Below are 23406 nucleotides of genomic sequence, written 5' to 3' on the forward strand. Positions count from 1 at the left end.
ATTTCTCCTTTTTTTTCTCAAAAAACATGGCTTTTCTACATATTTTCTTACAAAAAGTGAATATTTTTCGAATTTTTACTTTGAAAACATTTACAAAACAGGAAACATAGTTCAAAATAAAGGAAAATAAAAAATCCCAAATTATTCTTTTTTGGAAAAACTGTAACAAGGAGAGTTGCTTATGCAGATCGCAGAAACTGGAGATATCATTGAATTTAAAGGTGGAATGCAAGGCCGTGTTCAAAAAGTAAATCAAAACTCTGTTATTGTAGATATAACAATTATGGAGAATTTTAGAGAACTAGATATGGAACCTCTTACAGTTGTTAGTCATAAAAACTATACTGTCATTAATCAAAATGCATAATATAATAGAAAGAAAGGATCTGTATAACATACAGATCCTTTCTTTCTATTATATATTAACGATTATCAATTGTTTCTGGATATAAATCATGGTTCATCATGCGGTAGTCAGCCATTTGTTCATACTTCGTTCCTGGGCGACCGTAGTTACAGTAAGGATCAATTGAAATCCCTCCACGTGGTGTGAATTTACCCCATACCTCGATGTAACGTGGATCCATTAATTTAATTAAGTCATTCATAATAACGTTCATACAATCTTCGTGGAAGTCACCATGATTGCGGAAACTAAATAAATATAGTTTTAAAGATTTACTCTCTACCATTCTTTGTTCTGGAATGTAGCTAATATAAATTGTCGCAAAATCTGGTTGGCCTGTTTTCGGACATAAGCTTGTAAATTCAGGACAATTGAATTTTACAAAATAATCACGGTTTGGATGATTATTATCAAAAACCTCTAAAATTTCTGGGCTATATTCAAATAAATATTTTGTATTTTGATTTCCTAATAATGTTACATCTTTTAAATCTTCATCTAATCTTCCTGCCATTTTAAACATCCCTTCTCATTATACTCCGCGTTTATTTCCCCATACTAACGCATGAAGCTGCGGCAATACTTTTGCATTATTCATTTCTTTGCAGTTAACCGCTTTTTCAATAAGCCACTCATACTTATCTAATAGCTTTTTAATCAACATCGCATCATCCACAGTTTTTGTATCATCATTTCCTACTTGTAAGAAAAATGGTACATCTGGATAACGTTCGTGCATCTTAACTGCATACTCAAAATCATAATCGTCAAATACTACTACCTTTAAGCTAATATCTTTTCCTGCTAGCTTCTGAATTACATCATCTAACTTCTGAAAATCAGTATTCATCGTCGAGCTTGGCGGCTTCGGAGAAATCGTTATTTCATCAATTTCAAGTAACCAATCTTGCCATTTGCTCCCTTGCGTTTCGATTGCCGTTCGCATTCCATTCTCTTTTAATATAGAAAGAAGAAACTCAATATTTTTCAACAATACCGGATTTCCACCTGAAATCGTAACATGAGAAAAATTTTCGCCGCCAATTTCTACAAGCTCATTCCAAACGTCTTCTGCTGTCATCTGTCTAATTTGATCTTTAGCAGATCCATCCCACGTAAAAGCAGAATCACACCAAGCGCAGCTATAATCACAGCCAGCTGTACGGATAAACATCGTCTTTTGTCCTACAACCATTCCTTCACCTTGAATAGTCGGACCAAATATTTCTAAGACAGGGATTTTACTCATCGAGCATCCACTCCCGTCTTACTTCTGCATAACTAGTCGGAGTCTCAAATAGACGAACAAATTCAACACGAGCTCCTTTATATTCATTCACACGATTATCTTTTGTTAACGCTTCTGCCATCTTTTCATAAATCCAAACGACCATATTTTCAGCAGTTGTATTCATCGCTGGTAACGTTTCGTTTAAATAACGATGATCTAAATAAATTTCTATTTCATTCTTCCAAATTTCTTTTATATCTCCAAAGTCAATTGCAAGACCGATTTCATTTACATATCCACTAATCCCAAATACAACTTTATATGTGTGACCATGTAAGTTTTTACATTTCCCTTCATAACAGTGTAAATGGTGTGCTGCATCAAATGTAAATTCCTTGCTGACCATTACTCGTTTATTATGATATTTGAGCTGTTTACGCTGAATATCCTTGTCCATTTTTTGCAAATTTTCTACGATGCGAAATCCAAAGAAATTATCCATTAGTTACTCGCTCCTTCGCGTTCTTGTAGGTACGTATCTAATCCTGCTTTACGAAGTTGACATGCTGGACATTCACCGCAACCATCACCAATGATTCCGTTATAACATGTTAATGTTTTTTCTCGAACAAACTCGAATGCTCCAAGTTCATCTGATAATTTCCATGTTTCCGCTTTATCAATCCACATAAGTGGTGTATGAATCACAAACGGATAATCCATGGATAAATTTAAAGTAACGTTTAACGATTTCACAAACACGTCACGGCAATCTGGATAACCACTAAAATCAGTTTCACATACACCCGTTACAATATGACGTGCTCCAACTTGTTTTGCTAATACAGCAGCAAATGATAAGAATAGTAAATTTCGTCCATCTACAAACGTCGATGGTAATTCCCCTTCTTCATGTGTAATCTCCATATCCGTTCTCGTTAACGCATTTGGAGCAAGTTGATTTAATAGACTCATATCTAGTACTGTATGTTTAATTCCTAGCTCTTTTGCAATTTCCGCTGCACAATCAATTTCTAACTTATGACGTTGATTGTAATTAAACGTTACAGCCTCTACTTCTGCAAACTGCTCCATTGCCCAAAATAAACATGTCGTACTATCTTGTCCTCCACTAAAAACAACAACTGCCTTTTCTTTTTTCATTTCACTCATTCTCCTTCTCTACTACGAATAAGAAGAAAGAACGTTCTTGAACTGTCACAATAAAAAAACAAAACAATACCTAAAGATATTGTTGTTTCCATAGTTTTTTATAGAGGGAGTTCGCGAACCTCTCCCGTGCATTGCACGGAATTCCTTCTTTCATTGACAAAGCTTATTGTAACATATTGTATACTACCAGAAAAAATTTCTGATTTTTCCGCTATTTCTCATTTCATTTCTTTCATTTTATAGTATGATTAATTTACTATAAGAAGAGAGGAGGCATCCCACTGAAATCCTTTATTATTTATCTCTTTCTAAATATATTATTCATCCTTGTTACAATGCTCGTATACCATTTATTTTGGAATCAAAAAGGGAAACGCTCTCCTAAATTAAATTCAGCTATATTTATTGTATTATGCTGCCTCGTTACTATACTATGTATCACTTTCGCAGCAAAAACAAATTATGGATTTCAATTTGATATGCGTCATATCGTATTAGTTGTCGGTACATTAACCGGAGGTCCTATTGCTGGTGGATCAATATTAGTTGTATTAAATATATATCGCTTCTTATTAGGAGGAATAGGTGTTTTCCCATCGCTTATCGGTTCTATCCTTCTATTTATTGTTCTACTATTTACATATAAATTTTTCAATCGAACTTCTAATCGTATAAAAATAATACTCGCTATTATATACAGTCTCACATACGGATTGAGTTGGATACCTTTCTTCCTTTCAAAGGTTACAAATAAGGCTGATTATATACCACATATTATTGTGTATGAGTTATGTACGATACTTGGTACGATTCTTATTTTATATTTACTACACATATTACAAACTCAAGTTCGTCTCCAAAACGAACTTATGAATGCTGAAAAATTTCATTTAATTGGCGAAATGGCAGCATCCATCTCTCATGAGATTCGCAATCCGTTAACTTCAACAAAAGGATTTTTACAACTTTTGCAGTCAGGTACATGCACTGAGCAAGAGCGAAAATTATATATTGACATAGCCATCAACGGAATCGAACAAGCAAATCACGTTCTTACAGATTATTTAACCTTTGCAAAACCAAGTATTGAAAAAGAACAAATATTACAGTTAGAAGAAGAACTACTGCATGCATTATCGTTAATTACACCGCTTGCTAATTTAACAAATGTGCGTACACATTATATAAAGCAAAGTACTTCTTTTTTTATCGCGGGAGAAAAACAAAAACTAAATCAATGTTTGTTAAATATTTTAAAAAACTGCATTGAGGCCATGCCAAAAGGCGGTGATCTTTATTTCACATTAGTTCCTGATCATAAGCATATTCAATTATATATAAAAGATACAGGAGTTGGTATGGATCAAGAACAAGTAAAACGTCTTGGATCCCCTTTCTATTCAACAAAAGAAAAAGGTACTGGTCTTGGAATGATGGTCGTATTCAGTGTTGTGCAAGCTATGAACGGAAAAATTGATATTATAAGTGAAAAAGGTACAGGTACAACTTTCTTATTAACTTTTCCACTCATACAAAAAACGTGATGAAATACTCATCACGTTTTTTCTGTTCCTTCAACTAATTCAGCAAAAGCTTTCACTTTTCCATGTGGTTTTTGATTTTCTTTACGTGCTTTCCAAGCGCGCTCTTCTTCTTTCTTTTTATTGGACATACTTTTCAACTCCTTCTTTTCTTTCTCTCTGTAGTATTCCAAAATAAGAAGAAAAACTATGCACATATGAAAAAGAAGTGGTCTCCCACTTCTTCCTAATTATCGCTGTAAAATTGCGTGTTTCGCTTCTTTTAACTGCGTAAGATGTCTTTGTTCATGCAAATCAAGAAATTGAACCCACTGATATAAATTCAGATCATTAAAAACAGGATGCTTTAACCCATTTTCAAATAGGTCTTTTTCATCTATAACGCTATGAAGCGCATGTAATAGTTCTTGTCGTGAATGTTCTAGTAATTGGATTCCTTGCTGTTTTTTCATTAGCGTTTCTGTTGGTTTCATTTGCTGAGGAGCTTCTCGTTTATGTGTGCGATCCAGCGTAAGTTGGAGGTCTTTAAATGGAGTCGTGTTTCTTTCATTTTTTTGTAAGGCATATACAAGGGCAGACGTGACAGATTGTTCAACTAAATGCAAGTGATGCAAAATTTGAATAATACTCCATTTATCACGACGTGGCTTTACATTCACTTCTGTATCATTTAACATTTCAATTTCTGACAATAGCGTGCTTCGGGTAGACTGTAATGAGTTCACTAAACTTTCTAAACTCACATCCATATTAGATTGAAGCATACTTCTTTCCCCCCTTTTGTTGGTGAAAAGAGGCGCTCCTTATTAGAAACACCTCTTTAGTATTCTGAATTTTCTTTTATTATCTCATCATTTTCTCATTATGTCGATGTTAAACATGTGAAAAAAAGCGCATGTTTTTTACAATTTTGTGTCGTCAATTGCTTGTAGCCATGCTTCGATTTCTGTAATAACACTTTTCACACAGCCTTCAGCAAATGGCGATGTTAAATTGGCAACCTCTACCAATTCCAAGAATGATTTACTTCCACCTTGTTGGCACAGATTCACATAATCTTCCCACGCCTCTTGTCTATTATCTCTTGCACGTTTCCAAAATTGCAGTGCACAAATTTGTGCTAACGTGTAGTCAATATAGTAGAACGGCGAGCTATAAATATGTCCTTGACGTTGCCAGAATCCACCGCGCTCTAAATAATCATTATCTTCATAATCACGATGCGGTAAATACTTTTTCTCTATATTACGCCATGCTGTCTTACGATCTTCTGGTGATGCTTCAGGGTTTTCATATACATAATGTTGATATTCATCAACAGATACACCATACGGTAAAAACAGAAGTGCTGAACTTAAGTGAGAGAAGTAATATTTATCTGCATCTTCTTCAAAGAATAACTTCATCCATGGCCATGTGAAGAATTCCATACTCATAGAGTGAATTTCACACGCTTCATATGTTGGCCAATTATATTCTGGAATTTCAAATTTACGACTTTCGTATACTTGGAAAGCATGGCCTGCTTCATGTGTTAATACGTCAATATCACCAGACGTTCCGTTAAAATTCGAGAAGATAAACGGCGCTTTATAATTCTCAATATATGTACAATATCCACCGCCAGCTTTTCCTTTTTTCGCAACTAAATCTAATAAATCATTATCTAACATGAAATTGAAAAATTCATCTGTTTCAGCCGATAACTCTTTATACATCGTTTTTCCATGATTAACAATCCAATCCGCATCTCCTTTTGGAGTTGGGTTACCTGTAGGGAATTCAAAGTTTTCGTCGTAATATGCTAACTTCTCTACACCGATACGTGCTTGTTGACGTTTTCTTAATTCCGTTGTAACGGGAACGATATAATCTAGCACTTGCTGACGATAATTTGCTACCATTTCCGCATTATAATCTGTACGGTACATTCTTGCATATCCAAGTTCAACAAAGTTTTTGAAACCTAAAGATTTGGCGATTTTCGTTCTCACTTTAACAAGCTCGTCATAAATACGATCTAACTCTTCTTCATTCTCAGCTAAAAATCCGTAATACGCCTCACTTGCTGCTTTACGTTCACTTCTCTCTTTCCCTTGCATAAATGGAATAAGCTGTGATAAAGTTCTTTCTTCTCCTGCAAAATCAATTTTTGCAGATGCTAATAATTGTGTATATTGTGAAGACAATTTATTCTCTAATTGTAAATCCTTCACGACTTCATCAGAATATGTTTTTAAATCACACTCCGCAAGAGCAAATAATTGCTTCCCATAATACGCTTCTAATTCTTCACGGAATGGAGAATGAATTAACGCATTATAATATTTTGTACCATATCCTTGTACAACTGGAGAGAATTCATCAAAGAAATCTTGCTCTTTCTTATAAAAAGCATCTGTTGTATCAACAGAATGACGAATGTAACAAAGATTCCCCATTGTACCAAAATCGTTACGAATTTCGTTAATTGAATGAATGACTTGTTTTTGTTCCTCTACAGTTTTTGCGTTATCAAACCTCTCTAAAGCAGCTGTAAACTTCTCTTTTAATTCTTCAATATTTGGCCTTTTATATTCATAGTCTTTAAATGACATGAACGAGCCTCCTCTCCATTAAATGCATCCTTTTACTATAATTCAATACTTACTTCCAAATCTCCTCTTATTCTTCAACAAAATACGGCATATACTGCCATCATTACATGTAAACAAAAAAGCTTTGGATTTCTTTATCCAAAGCTCCTTTGGAACATATTATTACTTTTCATACTTTCCAATCTTTTTTAATAAATCCAGTAATTCGTCCTTTTCCTCTTTCGTTAACATTTCAAAAGACTGATGAATAACTTGCTCATGCCCTGGAAAAATAGAAGAAATAAAGTTCTCTCCAGATTCAGTTAATTGTGCATAAATAACACGTCGGTCATTCGGGCATGGAATTCTCTTTACTAGTCCCTTTTTCTCTAACTTATCTACAACATATGTAATGCTGCCACTAGCTATTAAAATACGCTCACCAATTTGCTGAAGTGGTTGACCGCCTTTATGATATAGCAGTTCTAATACAGCAAACTCAGTTGGATTTAAACCGTTACTTTGTATAGACTTATTTGTCGTATCCATAACAGAACGATGTACACGAGATAATGCAATAAATACTTTTAAAGATTGAGAAATATCTTCTCGTTCATTATTTGATGTCATACAACTTTCAACCCTTCATTTAAATTCTCAGTAATAAAAAGAACAAAATAGTACTTCATATAAATTCCGAATGAGTATTCACTCATTCATTACCTCTCCCCAAATATATTATGAATGATTCTTGAATAAAAACATGACAATTTTAACATAGTTTATATATAATGATAATAAAAAAGAAGGAGTACCAAATTTGAAATTCAAATTCCACAGCATAGTTTTATATATATTGCTTGTTATCCTACCAACAACAGGGATTGGTGCTACATTTTATTCATATCATTCGTATAAAATGAAACAAGAAAATAAACAAGTTGCCCATACGGTTCTCTTTTTATATAGAGACTATTTAGATCACCACCTTGGCGAAGCAATTTCTGCCCTAGAAATGCTCGCAAAGGTCGTAGGAACCGAGACTGGAAATATTAATGGGATGAAAGAAATTGTACATGATACAGATGGAAACGATGCACGTTTTTCTGGTCTATATTACGCTACACCAGAAGGTATCATTACAATCGCATCGGAAGGTGACCAACCACCTGTTGATGTCTCAGATCGTAAATATATTCAAAACGCATTACAAACTAAGAAAACAACTGTATCATCCGTCATTACAGATCGTGTTCTTGGCCATCAAGCTATTATGATTGCTTCCCCCATTTTTAATAAACAGAAGGAGCTCTCAGGCTTATTGTTAGCAAGTTTACGCTTTGACTACATTTCATCATCTTTAAATGCCATTAAGCCACAATACCATTTTGAAGTAACTGATAAGTATGATGTAGTTTTTCTAACCGATGATAATAACGAAACAAGTGATGCACATTCTAATATGCTTACTACTCCACTCCAAAGATTAGATTGGAAGGTCTCTGTTTCTCCGTTACCTATTCATCAAAAAACTTTAAACCAGTGGGTTGCCGTAGAATGTATAGCTACTTTATTTTTAATGTCAATTTTATTTTTACTCGCTCAATATATGTTGTTAAAACGACAAACAAAACTAGAAAGACAACAAAATGAACTACAAAAAATTGAATTAGTTGGAACTTTTGCAGCTAGTACCGCCCACGAAATCCGTAATCCACTTACCGGAATTAAAGGGCTCGTCGCTCTATTAAAAGAGAAATATAAAGATGAACAAGATCAGTTCTATTTTTCCATCATCGAACAAGAAATAGAACGAATTAATGAAATTGTAAGTGAATTTCTTATTCTTGGAAAGCCAACTGCAATCATTGAACAAACATATGATGTGAGAACCATTCTAAATGAGGTAGCATTAATTATTCAATCTGAGGCGAATCTACATAATATTGTATTCCATTTACATTTGCCAGACCGTCCTGTTCATATCCGATGCTCGAAAGACCATATGAAACAAGTGGTTTTAAACATTACAAAAAATGCAATTGAAGCTATGACTTTTGGCGATACACTAACTATTTTCGTAACAAACAATGAAACACACGCACAATTGCAAATTATAGATACTGGAAAAGGAATTCCAAAACATATTCAAAAACACCTCTTTCATCCGTTCTTTACTAATAAAGATACTGGAACAGGTCTTGGACTTGTCATATGTAAACGAATTATAGAGATGTACAACGGGCATATTTTTATTAACAGTATAGAAAACGAAGGAACGACAGTTCATATCGAAATTCCGTTACACATAGTATAATTATCCTTATCCCTAAAGGGTAATTATACTTATTTCATAAAACCAGCCACAAGCATTCGCCAAAAATTACTTGATTTCCCTTCATACCCAATTTGAAAAATAGGTACCTTTATAATTGATAACCATTTTGGTGTTTGTTTTTCTTTATAACACTGGTACTGTAAAATAAGCTTGTCCAATTCTTGACTAACTTGAATCGTCTCCGTACTATTTAACCCACTCGTTAAACCTAATTGAATCATCTCTTCACGTTTCATATGAATATCACGTGAAAGCTTTTCTAATGTGTACTTCCTTTTTACAGTAAACATTCATATCCCCCTTATTATACTTCCATGCTCTCTACTTCACTTCTCCATTGAACTTTTAACTGTTTATCATATTTGAATTTGAAGAATCAGAAAATTAAACATTTTCTCCCTGTAATTTACAAATCTTTACCCTCACTTTGAGAATTATTACAAATTATTCTATCTTTGTAAATACATTCGCAATAATAGACAATTTTTTTATCTCCTTTTTTTACAAACACCAATTAAATAGCGGATTCCCTATTTTCCATATACTTTTCTTCGACATTTTTTGTTTAATTTATATAAAAACGCAAACCATAATGGTGATTGATAATATAGAAAGGAAATAGTTATATGCGCAAATATACGATTGCATTGCTTATTTTGACTATGTTTTTACCAGCCTTCTTGTTTCCTATTGAGGCCAAGGCCCATACAAATAAAGTAGCTATTGTCATTGATGACTTCGGCAATAATATGAAAGGAACTGATAAAATGTTATCACTTCCTATTCCACTAACTGTTGCTGTTATGCCTTTTCTTCCTTCCACAAAGGAAGATGCGATAGCGGCTCATAAGAAAGGACACGAAGTTATTATACATATGCCAATGGAACCGATTAAAGGTAAAAAAGAATGGCTTGGACCAAAAGCAATTACAACTGATTTAAGCGACGAAGAAATAAATAATCGACTCGAACAAGCGATTCAAGAAGTACCACATGCAATTGGGATGAATAATCATATGGGATCAAAGGTGACTGCAGACGAAAGAATTGTACGACTTATACTTGCAGCTTGTAAAAAACACGGTTTATTTTATTTAGATAGCAAAACAAATCCTAAGAGTGTCGTCCCAAAAATCGGGAAAGAATTAGGAGTACCAATTATTGAAAATCAATTATTTTTTGATGACGTGTACACAGCGGCACATATTTCAAAACAAGCCCAATTACTCATTAAAAAACTTCAAGAAAAACCGATTATGGTAGCTATCGGACATGTTGGGCCTCCAGGTGAAATTACATCACGTGTTATAGAAACCTCTATTCCTAAAATTCGTGAACATGCAGATTTTATTTTTTTATCCGATTTGGCATTATCTCCGCCTCCTGTTTCAAAATAAGATTCATGACTCAAACTAAAAAAGAGAGCAATCTGCATATAGCAAATTGCTCCCTTTCCTTTTCATCTTAAATATAATCTACATGACTCACCCTGAATCCTTTTTTCTCTATTTTTTCGATTAATTGCTTTAATCTTTTTTCATTTAACTCATCTGTTATATTGACAATAACGCGGCGAATATATTGATCGCCGTTATCTAGCGTAAATAGTCCACCGATATGAAATGCTTTCAACAATGTCCCAAGTTCTTTAATCGTTCCCTTACAATCTTGTGTTGCAATTGTTAATATATAACCACCCGTCCGCATACCAAATGAATCCTCAATAACATCAAATATATTGGAATGAGTTAAGATGCCAACAAATTCATTATAATCATTTAATACAGCTAAAAACGGCAAACGACGAATAACATAAAATGCTCTGAAAAAAGAGTCCTTTTCAAAAATAAATGCAGTGGAATCTTCCAGCATATGTTCCGTACTTAATTCCTCTAATCCACCATTACACTTCTTTTCTAAAAGATCCACTTTATAAATAATCCCCATGAATTTCTTTTCATCTTCTGCTAATACAGGGATTGCTCGAAATCCCGTTTCATTCATAATTTGCAGAGCCTTCTTACCTGAATCGTTCATTTTGCAAAATGTTACTTGCTGTTTTGGCAGAAAATGATATTTAACTCGCAAAATATGTTCCTCCTTACATGTCAACATGTAATCTATATATAATAAGGAGACCTATATTTTATGAGTAAAATTATTTTTAAAACGCTTTCATTTACTCATTGACTTGTAACGACATCACAAACATTTCATATAACAGAGCTCTTTGCACCTTTTATCATTAACAATTTTACATGGTAGTTCATTAAATATTCTATACCCTCCAACCATTTTTTCGCGTATTCTGGAGTTTTTCCCCACACAATCATGCCATAATTATGAACGAGAACTACTCCTCCACCTTCAATAAAATTCGGCACATTATTCTCTAATAAATCTGCGAATTTTTTCTCATCTTCTACAATGGGAATTGTCATTTCTGTTATACCTTCTTTTCCAAAAACACGTTCCACGCTACGTTTATCGAATGTTACTTCCCCTTTTTCTCCATACAACTCTGATATTAAATGACTATCTACAGTCTGTACTTGTAAAATACATTCTGCACTACTTTTTTTATAAATATCTGCATGCATAAATGATTCCGCAGCTGGTTTTTCTTCATTTTCAAATACTGGTTCACACATACAGTTTACAACAATAAAATCTTCTTCTGAAAATAACCCTTTATCTCTTCCTTCAACGTTTACTAAAAAAGTTAACGGCTCTTTTGACGTACAAAGTGATAAGCTAATTTTTGTACCATAAAACCAATCACGAAGTGCTAGTTCAGATTTCACATCTTTTAATTCATTCCATTTCTTTAGAAAAAATAACATTTCGTCACCCCCGGCGTAATATTCATATAATGTTCGAATCCTTTCTATGTAAAAGGAGTATTTTTTTGATTATTCTAAAAATTTAATTGAATTATCACATGAGAACGCCTTTTTGTCAATATAGTTTCACGTCTCTTCTTTAAAAAGGGCTATTCATATGTCTATACTCCTGTATATTGACTATTTCATTTTATACATAAAAAATACGTTATTCTTTTTCAATCAAAGAATAACGTATTTTCTCATCTTTTATTTCATTATTGCGTTATACAAGAACTGTGCATATTGTTCACGTGTTACAAAATCATCACCTAAAAAGTTTCCTTTTCCATCACCTTTTGATATGTTATTGTCCGCTAACGCTTTCACATATTCTTCTGCCCAATGACCAGTTGGTACATCATTAAAGTTCACTTTATTATTTTCATCTTCTTTTAGCTGAAATACTTTATATAATACTACAGACATTTCGTATCGAGTTAATACTCCATCTGGACGAAACTCCCCAGTACCATCTCCTTGCATAATTCCAGCTTGCGCAACTGTAGCAATATCTTGCTCAAACATATGTCCCTTCGTATCTGTAAATCTCTCTTTCTGCTCTACTTTATGTTCTAATTTCAAATACCTTTGTACTAAAGACGCAACTTGTCCACGAGTAATACGATCCCCAAATCCAAATTGTCCATTTCCATATCCCTTAAAAATATTTTCTTTCGCTAAATAATGAATTGCTTCCTCTGACCAATGTCCTTTTGGTACATCTTTAAATTCTACTACTCCTACTTTTTCATCTTCTTTAGAATTATTGTCTTCTTTAGAAGTGTTATCTTCTTTACTTTCTACCACATTTTGAATCACAGATCCTGTGAAGAAGATTCCTGTATCCGCAAATGGATCTTTTACACCAAATTCATATACTTTCTCACCTGGTGTACTCCACTTAACTGCATCATTACTATACGTACCACCTTCGCTCTTTAAACGAATTTTTGTAGAGATTTTACCATCTTTCTCGTATATAGGTACTTTTACTTCTTTATTTACTTCTGTTTCCTCTAAAAATACTTTTTGATTTTGAACATTGATATAGGCTGTTTTACTTAGTTCTATAACTGGTCGAACATCACGAATTTCATTTGCAACAAAACTTAAGAATACTAACTTTTTCAAATTGCTAGCTGGTGTTAAGTCTGAAATATAATTCGCTTCTAAATCAAGCTTTTGTAAGCTTACTAGACTTGATAATGGAGTAATATCCTTTAACTCATTGTTAGGTAAGTGTAATTGTTTTAACTGTGTCATCTTACTTAGAGGAGTAACATCTTTTATTTCATTTTTCCCGATCCACAATTCTTCTAATTGCTTCATTTGCTCAATACCGGATAAATCTTTTACTTTATTACGTGTTAATACTAAGTCTTTTAAAGGTAATGAATATAACGGTTTAATATCTTCAATTTGATTACCTGCTAAAGTTAAATATGTTACATTTTTCAACGCGCTTAATGGCGCAACATTCGTAATTTTATTATTTGCTAAATTCAAGTAATCTAGTTGTTCCATTTTCGCTAATGCTGTTACATCTTCTATTTGGTTACCTGATAAATATAAACTTTTTACATTTTTCATCTCAATTAGTGGTGCAACGTTCGTAATTTTATTATTACTTAAATCAAGAGAATCTAAATTATCCATCTTAACAAGTGGTGTTACATCTGAAAATTCATTACCACGTAAAGCTAAATGTTTCAATTGTTTTAAGCTCGTAAAGAATGATGGATCTTTTATCTTCGCATTCGCAACTGTTAAAGATTTTAAATTTGGCATATATTTTAATGCACTATAATCCAGTATCTCATTCGTATTTAAAAACAAGTCCTTTACTTGTAATAACTCTTCTTTCGTGATTGGTGTATTTAAATCTTTTCTATTAAATACTTTTTTATTAACAAGCTCTCTTAATTTGTTATCTGTTATCATATTTTGATTATCAATTGGATGATCCGTTTCCGTATTGCCTGAATTAGAGTTATCATCTCGTTTCTCTGTTTCTTTGTCACCTACAGTTGGATCTTTAATTTCAAATTGAACTTGATATTTGTGATCATATCCAATAGCCGGAATAAGTATATGCATTTGCATATTGTGCTTCTTCTCAAACTCGCCAATTTCAAATTGAACTACTTTCGTTCCATTCTTCCTCTTATCTTCTGACAAAACTTTCACATCATGAAATACGCCAGGTTGGTTTTTATCCTCTATTCTAAGGTATTGAAAATAATCGCTATCTTGCATTGTTACAGTTACAATTTTTTTCCCATCCGCAATCGTTACTTTAGGATCTTTTATATATTGAGAAACCATAGATGGCTCGTCTTTTTGATCCTTATATATTTTAATCTCAGTATCGTATGTACGTTCACTAGCTGCCGCTACCGATTGGTTTGCTTCAATTTTTATTGCTGCTAACGCTGGAGTAGAGTATGCAGCAAATGGAATTGCTAATGTTGTCGCTACTACTAGCGCCTTCATATAATTTTTTTTCAAAATAATATCCCCTATCATATATAATCTTTATAATTGATAAACATTATCAATTACTCATAAATAAATGATAATGAATATCATTATCGATGTCAACGAGAATATTACATTAAATTTATATTTTTAAAGGAAAAAAATATAAAAGCCCTTTATTCAAAGAGCTTTTTTACCTATCGTATGAAGAATTTCATTTTTCTCCTTCTCATTGATGACACCAATTTTTTGCAAAATATTTGCATACAATACAAGTTTATTATATATCCGTTCTGACATACTTCCCCTTCTTTCCTTCGACCAACTTTTTTTGTATTGGTAAATTATATGAAAGAGATGGGAAAATGTGTCCACTTTTTTTGCATAAATACAAATCTTTTATCCCGCTATTTGCAGGCAGTAAAACTCCCACCTCACAATCAGGTGGGAGTTCTACGTATTTAGCAAATTGTCCATTGAATATTATGTTTTTTAACTTCCTCTTCAAAACTATAGGGCATTTTTTTATCACAAATAACATGCTGAATACGGGAAAATGCTGCTATTCGATAATTCCCTTTTACGCCTACCTTTGTATGATCACATAGAATATATGTTTTTTCCGCTAATTTCATCATCGCTTCTGACAGTTTCGCCTTTTCTAATTCAAAACTAGAAACTCCAAAACCAGGTAATAATCCATCAATCGAAACAAATGCTTTATGAAAATGAAATTGCTGGATTACTTGCTGCGAAATAGATCCTGATACGCGTGAATGTTTTGGAGATACTTTTCCACCAATAAATAAAACTTCACCGTGAAACATCTTTTTATTAATAGAAGAAATTAATTGTGTCGCTACTGGAAATGAACTTGTTACAATCGTTAAATTTTTGCGATGTACAAGATATGGTACCATTTGAAGTGGTGTACTTCCGTCATCAATCGCAATAACATCTCCATCTTCTACAAATGTTGCTGCTTTATACCCAATTCGCTTCTTCTCTTCTATATGTAGCATCTCTCGTTCTAACATTGGTGCCTCTATTCCAGCTCCCGGAAGTTGGACGGCTCCACCATACACTTTCTTCAACTTCTTTTCACGATCCAATTCTTCTAAATAACGACGAATCGTCTCTGTTGATACAGCAAACTCTCTCGCTAATTCTGAAACTTTTACCTTCCCTTTAAACTCTACCTTCTCAAGAATGGTTCGCTTTCTTTCTTCACCTACTACAGACATAACCTCACCCCATTGATTTCTACCTCATACACTGCCTTACTTATACAAAGTTATAACTTTCCTTTTCAACGAAAACTTCCTCGTGAATATGAATACCACGCTTTTTTAGTTCATCAAAAATAATTTGTGGTTTGACAAAAGCTTCCTCGGGTGTCACAACACCAACTTTATTTACATTCCCATTTGCGATTAGCTCTGTAGCAATCCCAAATGGAATACCGACGTTTCTCGTATAAGCTCTTAATTTTTCCCATCCTACAACAGATCCATCAGATAACGGGTGTGTATGATATAATACACGTCTTAGTTTCTCATTATTTTTCATACCTATTACTTCTACATGAAGTGCATAACCGTAAATCTCTGTTTCTTGTCCTTCTTTCGATTGCAATAAATACTTCGCAATACAATCCATTATGCCGATTTCTTTTCCATTTATTTCAACTGGATCATTACGCAATATACCGTAATCATACAATGCATGTACGAGCTGCATATTTTGCTTTGGCCAAGTTCCTCTCGTCTCTATTAGTTTAACGCCTTTATTTTCTAATGCTTTTGCTAACGTAATCGTTTCAGAATGCGGTATGATATACTGCGTTGTCTTACCATAAGGCGCCGGTAATTCAATTTCTCTTGGACGCGCAAACGGAGGCACTTGCTTAAACTCACCATCTTCATACACTGTACGCGATGGCAAATGTGGATCATATTCATATGTCGTTGTTTCTGTAATGGATGCAGAAAAAGCAATAGGACGATACGAACCATGACTTACACGAACTGACTCTACAGTATGTAACTGATTTGCTGCATGCATCGCCATCATTTGCGTTACACCTGGCGTCATACCAAACCCAGGTAAACATGTTTTTCCGTTTTGAACAAATATAGAATGCGAATCATTTTCTTCACCAAATCCATTTAAATTCACACCGTGACAACCTGCTTCTGCAATACATCGAGTAGATAATCCATTTAACTTAATTGTTGTACCATCCATTACAATGTCATAGCCCTTCATTTTTGCAACCGTATCCTCATGATTCGTTACATCTACTTTCACAAAATCAACGCGAGGATCGTTGAGCCATTCTACTACTTTAAGCCCCTCTTCTTCGTTAAAATCTGCTACTGTAATCGTCTCAAAAGATGAAAATTGCACTAAATCTAAAATTGCTTCACGACAAATTTTACCTGCTCCACCTAAGCAAAATACTTTCAACCTATAACAACTCCTTTAGCGATACTATCAACTAAGCGATGAATATCTGCCTCATGTACATCACCGATATTTCCAATGCGGAATGTATCTACTTTTGAAATTTTCCCAGGATAAATAACAAATCCATCCCGCTTTAATTCATTGTATAATTGCTCAAAATCAAACCATTCTTCTGGATAAATGAAAGATGTAATAATAGGCGATTGATATTTTTCATCTACTAGTGGCTTAAATCCGATTTCTCTCATTCGATTCACTAATAGTTTTTGATTGTTATCATATCGATTGTAACGCGCTCTTACTCCGCCCTCTTTTTCTAATTCAAGTAGTGCTTGATAAAAAGCGTGTACAACATGTGTAGGTGATGTAAAACGCCATTTTCCATTTTGATTTTCCATCGTTTCCCATTGATCGTATAAATCTAAAGATAATGAACGTGCCTGCCCTTTACATTTCAACAATTCATCGCGCTTTGCGATAACAAATCCGAACCCTGGAACCCCTTGAATACATTTATTCGCACTACTAATTAGAAAGTCAATTTGCAACTCAGCGATATCTATTTCAATACCACCAAAACTACTCATTGCATCAACTAGTGTTACTTTTCCGTATTGCTTCCCTAATTTACATACGTCTACAATTGGATTAATAATGCCTGTTGTTGTTTCACAATGAACAACTGCAATATGTGTAATATCTTTATCTTGTTGTAATATCTTTTCTACTTCTACAATATTAGTAGGCTCCCACTCTTCTGTTTGACTGACCACCACATCTATATGTAACATCTCTGCCATTTGTACAATTCGCTTACCGTACGCACCATTTGTACAAACGAGCAGCTTCCCATTTGCCGGAATAACAGAACCAATTACTGCTTCAACTGAAAACGTACCGCTTCCTTGCATTAACACTGTTGTATATCTCTCTTCTTCCTTCGTCGCTAACGATACAAGTTTAGCTCTTACTTCTTGCACCATCGTATTATATTCAACATCCCACGTACACCAATCGTATAGCATAACTTCTTTTACTGATTTTGTTGTCGTTAATGGTCCTGGCGTTAATAATAAGTAGTGATTTTCAGTCATGATCCTATTCCCCTTTTATGAAATAATAAATTCTTGTTTCTCGATCTGTTCAATTACGTTTTCGAGTCCCTGCATCGTTTCAATTGTAAAATGAGCCCCGTTTTCAACGAAACGCTTTCGAACTACTTCCATTTTTTCACGAAGTTCTACCGGATCCATAGTTTCAGCTGCCCACTCGCTTAAGCCGAGCTCACTACTACCGAGAATTACACCCACAGTCCACATACCAGCATTTCTGCCCTCTTTCATATCTGACACTGTGTCCCCGACTTTTATCATATGATTCATCGGATACACACCAAGTTCCATCGCATTTTTATAACACATCCAAGGGTACGGACGGCCTGCTGAAACATCATCTGGCGTCACAAGAACATCAGGTTTATATCCTTGTATTTCTGCTTCTTTTGCAACGATGTCCATCATTTCTCTCGTATAACCAGTTGTTGAGCCAATTTTAAGGCCTCTTTTACGTAATGAAGCAACCACTTCTTTCACCCCATCAATTGGCGTGGCATAGTGTGGCAAAATAGTAAAGAGTATTTCTTCAAACTCTTCATACATCTCGTGAATGTCTGCTTCTGTTGGTAAATGTCCAAAAACACGCTCCCACTCATTCGCAATACGAGGCATTTCTGTTAGTGCCCTTACATGATCGATCTTTAATAATCCCATCGGTTTACGGGCTTCTTCATCTGTAATTTTAACACCACGTTTACGAAAAATTTTTATGAATACTTCCAGTGGTGCAAAACATCCGTAATCAACTGTCGTACCTGCCCAATCAAAAATAACTGCTTCTATTTTCATTCAATCCATCACCCTTCTCACTTATCTTTTTTGCCATTGTGAAGTTCGGTTACGAAGTGCTTTCGTTCCCCATTCATATACAACTCTTACTACAATATTTGTAACAACAATAAGTACACTCATTGCAGCTGCTGGCGCTACATTTCCTGCATCATCCATATTTACGATTGATACGGCCGCTAGTTTAAAATCAGCTGCGTATAAGAATACAACCGCTGACACAGTTACCATCGAATTTACGAAATAGTACATGACCATTTCTAAAATTGCTGGTAAACACATTGGTACTGTTACTCTAAAGAATGTTTTATAAAACGGAATACCCATCGACTGCGAAACAAGCTCAAACTCTCGGTCCAATTTCTTTAAAGCAGTCGTTGCGGTAACGAATGTTACCGAATAAAAATGAATGATGTTTACTAGTACTAACACAGCGATTGTTCCATATAAAGAATGAAACGGATTCGTTACTGAAAGTCCAAGTATTTGAATCGTTGGTTGACTAAAGAAAGAGACGTATCCCAATCCAAGTACTAAACCTGGGATTGCTAAGGGTACGATTGAGAAAAAGTAGCCTGTTTTTCGGAAAAACTTTAGCTGATCTATTTTTTCAATCGCATATGCGAACATAAATGTTAAAATTGCCCCAATAACTGCTGTAACTGCTGAGACAATTACACTATTTTTAAATGCTTCAAGTCCATCACCTGTTAAACTCGAAAAATTAAAATGCTCAAATGTAAAACTCATATTATATGGCCATACCTTCACACTTGCCGCAATACCAACTGCCACAAATAAAAGAATAATCATAAGTGTAATCACACTACAATATATGAATGAGACTACATCTCTTTTCTTATTAGCAGTTATTCTATATGGCACCGCTTTTGAAGATAAGAAATTCGCCTGCTTTCTTTGCGTAATACGATCAACTGCAAACGCAAATATAGCCGGGATTAATAAAATCATTCCGACAGTTGCACCCATCGGCATATTTTGTTGCCCAATTACTTGTTTGTATACATCAGTAGCAAGTACATTATATTGCCCACCAACAATTTTTGGTGCGCCAAAATCAGTAAAACTAAGTGTAAACACAACAAACATCGCACTAATTAATCCATACTTTACACTAGGTAAAGTAACAGTGAGAAATTGCTTTGTTTTACTCGCTCCCAACATATTAGAAGCTTCGTATAAACGATAATCAGAACCTTGGAAAGCAATTAATAATATAAGAAATGCTTGCGGAAATGTATACATGACTTCAGCCATTACAATTCCTACTGGTCCATATAAAGGGATTTGTATACCTTCAAATAAACCAAACATCCCTTTCGTTACTAATCCTTGATTACCAAATAAATATGTAAGTGCGATACCATGCATCATCGTTGGTGCGAATAATGGTAACAACGCGACATATTGAAATACACGCTTTCCAAATACATTCGTACGAGCGATCGCATAGGCGTAAGCGAAAGCAAGTGTCACTGCAATAATTGTTGTCGCGCCCGAAATCCATATCGTATTTTGTAATGATTGAACTAATGTTGGGGTTGTGAAATATTTACTGAAATTCGCAACACCAATGAAAGCTCCATCTTTATCATAAAAAGCTTGTGTAAACAATTGTAATAGTGGCAATACAAGCATAATCAAAAAAGCAAGAATCATACCAATAATTAATAGTCTTTGTACCCATTCTTCTTTACCGATACGTCTCTTAATCTTTTTTTTCGTACTTTCTACCTTTAAATTTTCTAACATCTCCATCTATACAACAACCTTCTTTCCATATGACAACATATGATTTTCTGAGAAAGAGATTTGAATTGGCTTTCCTTTCCTAATAGCTGTTTTTTCTACTTCTGATGCCAATATATCTACAACGATTTTCTCATTATATAGATGCGTTTTCTCATCTATAACGCGCACTTCTGTCCGGTATACAGATCCGCGAAACTCCATGCTTTCTACAATTGTTTTCATACCATTATTTTGTACGACTGTTACATGTTCCGGACGAATTGCATGTTCTTCGTTATTTTTCGAAAAGAAATTAATAGAACCAATAAAATCTGCCACAAACGGATTGGCTGGTCTTTGGTAAATCTCCTCTGGTGTGCCAATCTGCATAATTTCCGCATGATTCATTACAACAATTTTATCAGCCATCGTTAATGCCTCTTCTTGATCATGCGTGACCATAATAGTTGTCACTCCTACTTTTTCTTGCAAATCACGCATTTCTCTACGTAACTTTTCACGTACTTTTGCATCTAAAGCAGATAACGGCTCATCGAGTAACAAAATATCCGGAGACAGAGCGAGTGCACGTGCAAGTGCTACTCGCTGCTGTTGTCCACCAGACATTTGAGCAGGATATTTATCTTTTACATTCAGTAAATCAACTAGTTCTAACGCCGATAGCGCCTTCTCTTTTACTTCTGCTTTTCCATACTTTTTTGTCTTTAAGCCGTATTCAATGTTTTCAAGTGCTGTTAAATTCGGAAATAACGCATAGGATTGAAACACCATTCCGAAATTCCTCTTTCCAGGAGGTAATGCTGTAATATCTTTTCCATTCACAGCTATACTACCTGTTGTCGCCTCTTCTAGCCCTGCTAAAATTCGAAGCAATGTTGTTTTCCCACAACCACTTGGGCCTAATAAACATACAAACTCATTTTTTTTCACAGTAAAAGAAATATCTTTTAACGCTGTAAATGCATCAAACTGTTTTTGAATGTGTTGAATTGATAAATATTCGCTCATTTTTCCTCTCTCCCACTCACTTACTTTTTCGGTTCTGCTTTTTGGCCAAACTCTTTTTCCCATTTTTCTAAAATTTTGTCACGATTTTCTGCTGCCCACTTAAAGTCGTTCTTTTTGTATAACTTTTCCGTCACATCTTTAGGGAATCCGTCTGGAAGTTTATAATCATTTTTAATTGTCGCAAATCCATTTTTCTCGAAGTATAACTTCATTACATCATCAGTAATTGCCCAATCTAAAAATGCTTGCGCTAATTTTTCATTTTTTTCATTATCTTTTTTAATAAGTGCGTTCGCTTCTACTTCCCAACCTAATCCTTCTTTTGGCAATACAACTTCAACTGGTGCACCTTTTTGTTTCTCTTTCAAAGCACTATAAACCATCGATACACCAACTGGATATTCACCCGCCCCCGCTAATTTCGCTGGTTTTGAACCTGAATGAGTATAAGTTGCCATATTATCATGAAGTTTCTTCATGTAATCCCAGCCTTTATCTTCACCCATAATTTGTAACCATGCAGAAACTGTTAAAAATCCTGTTCCAGAAGATGCTGGATGCGGCATAACAAGCGTTCCTTTATACTCTGGTTTCGTTAAGTCTTCGTATGATTCTGGCATCGGTAAATTTTTCTTCTTTAATTCTTCTTTATTTATAGCAATCCCCGTCATAAATGCAGTATTTCCTACCCATTTTTCTGGTTGTTTATCATCTTTAAATTGCGGTAAAACGCGATCCGCTCCTTTTGGAGAGTATCCTTTTAACATATCTTTTTTATCTAAAGCTAATAGACTTGAAGCTGCAGTTCCCCATACAACATCTGCTTGTGTATTTTTTCCTTCAGCTAGCAATTTTGCTGTAATAACTCCAGTTGAATCACGAACAATATTCAGCTTCACATCTGGATATTTCTTTTTAAAAGAATCAAGATAAATTGGTACAAGTTCTTCTTCAATTGCTGTGTAAACAGTTAATGATCCAGATAATTTATCATCTTTTACTTTTGCCCCAGCACTTTCTTCTTTCTTTGCACCACACCCCATTAATAACGAAAATACCATTCCAGTTGCTACAGCTTTAAAGATTGTTTTTTTCACTGTCTCTCTCTCCTTTTACAAATCTTATGTACAACTCAAATATAAACAACTAGTGTAAAAGCAGTATTAAACCAACATTAATCTTTTGTTTGTTGTTTGTTTTTGTGTAATACGTTGCTACTTCTATGTTTTTTCGCATTTTTCTGCTAATAATGAACACTAAATTTACAAATAATTAAAAAAACCTTTATAATCCCACAAAAAAATGAGGCGTTTGTAAAAAACGCCTCACTTTTGTTTACCTTTTTTTGAATTACGATTTGCATACTTCGCGCTATTTTCTCCTTCATACTCTAATGCAAATTCTGCATCTGGTAAGCTTTCTTTCGGAGTTTTATTATTGTTGATTGCCGCATTTTGTTTCACTTTTCTTTTTACCAATACATTCACCTGCTCTCAAAAATTCACTTTCTACTCTAGTTTGAAGCAAGCTAAAATAATTATTACTGGCAAGTGTTAACAAGTACATAAGAACTGCTAGATGGAAATACTACATATGAAAAAATCATAATAAAAAGGAGCTCTTA

General features: G+C 34.2%; 24 protein-coding genes and 1 riboswitch. Of the genes, 4 read left to right on the forward strand and 20 right to left on the reverse strand.

Annotation, left to right across the window (positions count from 1 at the left end; all coding sequences use genetic code 11):
- The first annotated feature begins 181 nt into the window (after positions 1-181).
- Entirely contained in the window at positions 182-367 is a 186-nt protein-coding gene (locus tag ACTFNE_RS16260; protein ID WP_001165081.1) for a YkvS family protein, read from the forward strand.
- A gap of 55 nt (positions 368-422) precedes the next feature.
- Here the strand turns inward: ACTFNE_RS16260 and queF are convergent, their stop codons facing one another.
- From queF to queC, 4 genes are read right to left on the reverse strand one after another with little or no spacing between them, the layout of a single operon-like run.
- The gene (gene queF / locus ACTFNE_RS16265; protein WP_000918895.1) at positions 423-920 is read right to left on the reverse strand and encodes a preQ(1) synthase; all 498 of its coding nucleotides are present in this window, start codon (positions 918-920) and stop codon (positions 423-425) included.
- 18 nt (positions 921-938) lie between these two features.
- Complete coding sequence (gene queE / locus ACTFNE_RS16270; protein WP_000036283.1) at positions 939-1655, reverse strand: 7-carboxy-7-deazaguanine synthase QueE; 717 nt, start codon at positions 1653-1655, stop codon at positions 939-941.
- On the reverse strand, positions 1648-2139 hold the full coding sequence (gene queD / locus ACTFNE_RS16275; RefSeq protein ID WP_000368413.1) for a 6-carboxytetrahydropterin synthase QueD: 492 nt from the start codon (positions 2137-2139) through the stop codon (positions 1648-1650). The genes queE and queD overlap by 8 nt, the downstream gene beginning before the upstream one ends.
- The gene (gene queC, locus ACTFNE_RS16280; RefSeq protein WP_000711607.1) at positions 2139-2801 is read right to left on the reverse strand and encodes a 7-cyano-7-deazaguanine synthase QueC; all 663 of its coding nucleotides are present in this window, start codon (positions 2799-2801) and stop codon (positions 2139-2141) included. Before queC ends, queD begins: the two co-directional genes overlap by 1 nt.
- A gap of 93 nt (positions 2802-2894) precedes the next feature.
- Positions 2895-2938, reverse strand: a riboswitch (PreQ1 riboswitch).
- 207 nt (positions 2939-3145) lie between these two features.
- Here queC and kinB point away from each other — a divergent pair.
- On the forward strand, positions 3146-4354 hold the full coding sequence (gene kinB, locus ACTFNE_RS16285) for a sporulation sensor histidine kinase KinB (protein ID WP_270706058.1): 1209 nt from the start codon (positions 3146-3148) through the stop codon (positions 4352-4354).
- 11 nt (positions 4355-4365) lie between these two features.
- Here kinB and ACTFNE_RS16290 read toward each other — a convergent pair whose 3' ends face one another.
- From ACTFNE_RS16290 to ACTFNE_RS16305, 4 genes are all read right to left on the reverse strand, one after another.
- Positions 4366-4482 carry a DUF6254 family protein gene (locus tag ACTFNE_RS16290; protein ID WP_000066280.1) on the reverse strand — a complete coding sequence of 39 codons (117 nt, stop codon included), beginning with the start codon at positions 4480-4482 and terminating at the stop codon, positions 4366-4368.
- Positions 4483-4581: 99 nt separating this feature from the next.
- Positions 4582-5115 (reverse strand): DinB family protein, encoded by a 534-nt coding sequence (locus tag ACTFNE_RS16295; protein ID WP_000941973.1) that lies wholly within the window; start codon positions 5113-5115, stop codon positions 4582-4584.
- A gap of 138 nt (positions 5116-5253) precedes the next feature.
- Positions 5254-6948, reverse strand: a complete 1695-nt coding sequence (locus ACTFNE_RS16300) for a M3 family oligoendopeptidase (RefSeq protein WP_000008562.1) — start codon at positions 6946-6948, stop codon at positions 5254-5256.
- Positions 6949-7110: 162 nt separating this feature from the next.
- Positions 7111-7557, reverse strand: coding sequence for a MarR family winged helix-turn-helix transcriptional regulator (locus ACTFNE_RS16305; protein WP_000203341.1), 447 nt, complete (start codon positions 7555-7557; stop codon positions 7111-7113).
- A gap of 190 nt (positions 7558-7747) precedes the next feature.
- On the opposite strand from ACTFNE_RS16305, the gene ACTFNE_RS16310 reads away from it, so the two are divergent.
- Positions 7748-9244: a DUF3149 domain-containing protein gene (locus ACTFNE_RS16310; RefSeq protein WP_076874032.1), complete on the forward strand. Its 1497-nt coding sequence runs from the start codon at positions 7748-7750 to the stop codon at positions 9242-9244.
- Positions 9245-9273: 29 nt separating this feature from the next.
- On the opposite strand, the gene ACTFNE_RS16315 is transcribed toward ACTFNE_RS16310, so the two are convergent.
- On the reverse strand, positions 9274-9555 hold the full coding sequence (locus ACTFNE_RS16315; protein WP_000495540.1) for an aspartyl-phosphate phosphatase Spo0E family protein: 282 nt from the start codon (positions 9553-9555) through the stop codon (positions 9274-9276).
- A gap of 336 nt (positions 9556-9891) precedes the next feature.
- Between ACTFNE_RS16315 and ACTFNE_RS16320 the strand changes: the two genes are divergently transcribed.
- Entirely contained in the window at positions 9892-10662 is a 771-nt protein-coding gene (locus tag ACTFNE_RS16320) for a divergent polysaccharide deacetylase family protein (RefSeq protein WP_001234121.1), read from the forward strand.
- A gap of 67 nt (positions 10663-10729) precedes the next feature.
- Here ACTFNE_RS16320 and cbpA read toward each other — a convergent pair whose 3' ends face one another.
- From cbpA to ACTFNE_RS16375, 11 genes are all read right to left on the reverse strand, one after another.
- A complete protein-coding gene (cbpA, locus tag ACTFNE_RS16325) occupies positions 10730-11353 on the reverse strand; it encodes a cyclic di-AMP binding protein CbpA (RefSeq protein WP_001264219.1) in 624 nt (207 codons plus the stop codon).
- A 125-nt stretch (positions 11354-11478) separates the two neighbouring features.
- Positions 11479-12108, reverse strand: a complete 630-nt coding sequence (locus ACTFNE_RS16330; RefSeq protein WP_000895995.1) for a class II aldolase/adducin family protein — start codon at positions 12106-12108, stop codon at positions 11479-11481.
- Positions 12109-12357: 249 nt separating this feature from the next.
- A complete protein-coding gene (locus tag ACTFNE_RS16335) occupies positions 12358-14676 on the reverse strand; it encodes an NEAT domain-containing leucine-rich repeat protein (protein WP_270706059.1) in 2319 nt (772 codons plus the stop codon).
- A 413-nt stretch (positions 14677-15089) separates the two neighbouring features.
- Positions 15090-15872: a DeoR/GlpR family DNA-binding transcription regulator gene (locus tag ACTFNE_RS16340; RefSeq protein ID WP_000117661.1), complete on the reverse strand. Its 783-nt coding sequence runs from the start codon at positions 15870-15872 to the stop codon at positions 15090-15092.
- 40 nt (positions 15873-15912) lie between these two features.
- Positions 15913-17097 carry a saccharopine dehydrogenase family protein gene (locus tag ACTFNE_RS16345; protein WP_270706060.1) on the reverse strand — a complete coding sequence of 395 codons (1185 nt, stop codon included), beginning with the start codon at positions 17095-17097 and terminating at the stop codon, positions 15913-15915.
- Complete coding sequence (gene phnW, locus ACTFNE_RS16350; RefSeq protein WP_270706061.1) at positions 17094-18191, reverse strand: 2-aminoethylphosphonate--pyruvate transaminase; 1098 nt, start codon at positions 18189-18191, stop codon at positions 17094-17096. Before phnW ends, ACTFNE_RS16345 begins: the two co-directional genes overlap by 4 nt.
- A gap of 15 nt (positions 18192-18206) precedes the next feature.
- Positions 18207-19001, reverse strand: coding sequence for a phosphonoacetaldehyde hydrolase (phnX, locus tag ACTFNE_RS16355; RefSeq protein WP_000687359.1), 795 nt, complete (start codon positions 18999-19001; stop codon positions 18207-18209).
- 21 nt (positions 19002-19022) lie between these two features.
- Positions 19023-20780, reverse strand: a complete 1758-nt coding sequence (locus tag ACTFNE_RS16360) for a putative 2-aminoethylphosphonate ABC transporter permease subunit (protein ID WP_439998184.1) — start codon at positions 20778-20780, stop codon at positions 19023-19025.
- Positions 20781-21782: a putative 2-aminoethylphosphonate ABC transporter ATP-binding protein gene (locus tag ACTFNE_RS16365; protein WP_000006186.1), complete on the reverse strand. Its 1002-nt coding sequence runs from the start codon at positions 21780-21782 to the stop codon at positions 20781-20783.
- 20 nt (positions 21783-21802) lie between these two features.
- Positions 21803-22879 (reverse strand): putative 2-aminoethylphosphonate ABC transporter substrate-binding protein, encoded by a 1077-nt coding sequence (locus tag ACTFNE_RS16370; protein ID WP_000750888.1) that lies wholly within the window; start codon positions 22877-22879, stop codon positions 21803-21805.
- A 228-nt stretch (positions 22880-23107) separates the two neighbouring features.
- Entirely contained in the window at positions 23108-23260 is a 153-nt protein-coding gene (locus ACTFNE_RS16375; protein ID WP_000240799.1) for a hypothetical protein, read from the reverse strand.
- Positions 23261-23406: the final 146 nt, after the last annotated feature.

This window comes from Bacillus cereus group sp. MYBKT111-2, from assembly GCF_051915205.1.
GTDB lineage: Bacteria > Bacillota > Bacilli > Bacillales > Bacillaceae_G > Bacillus_A > Bacillus_A paranthracis.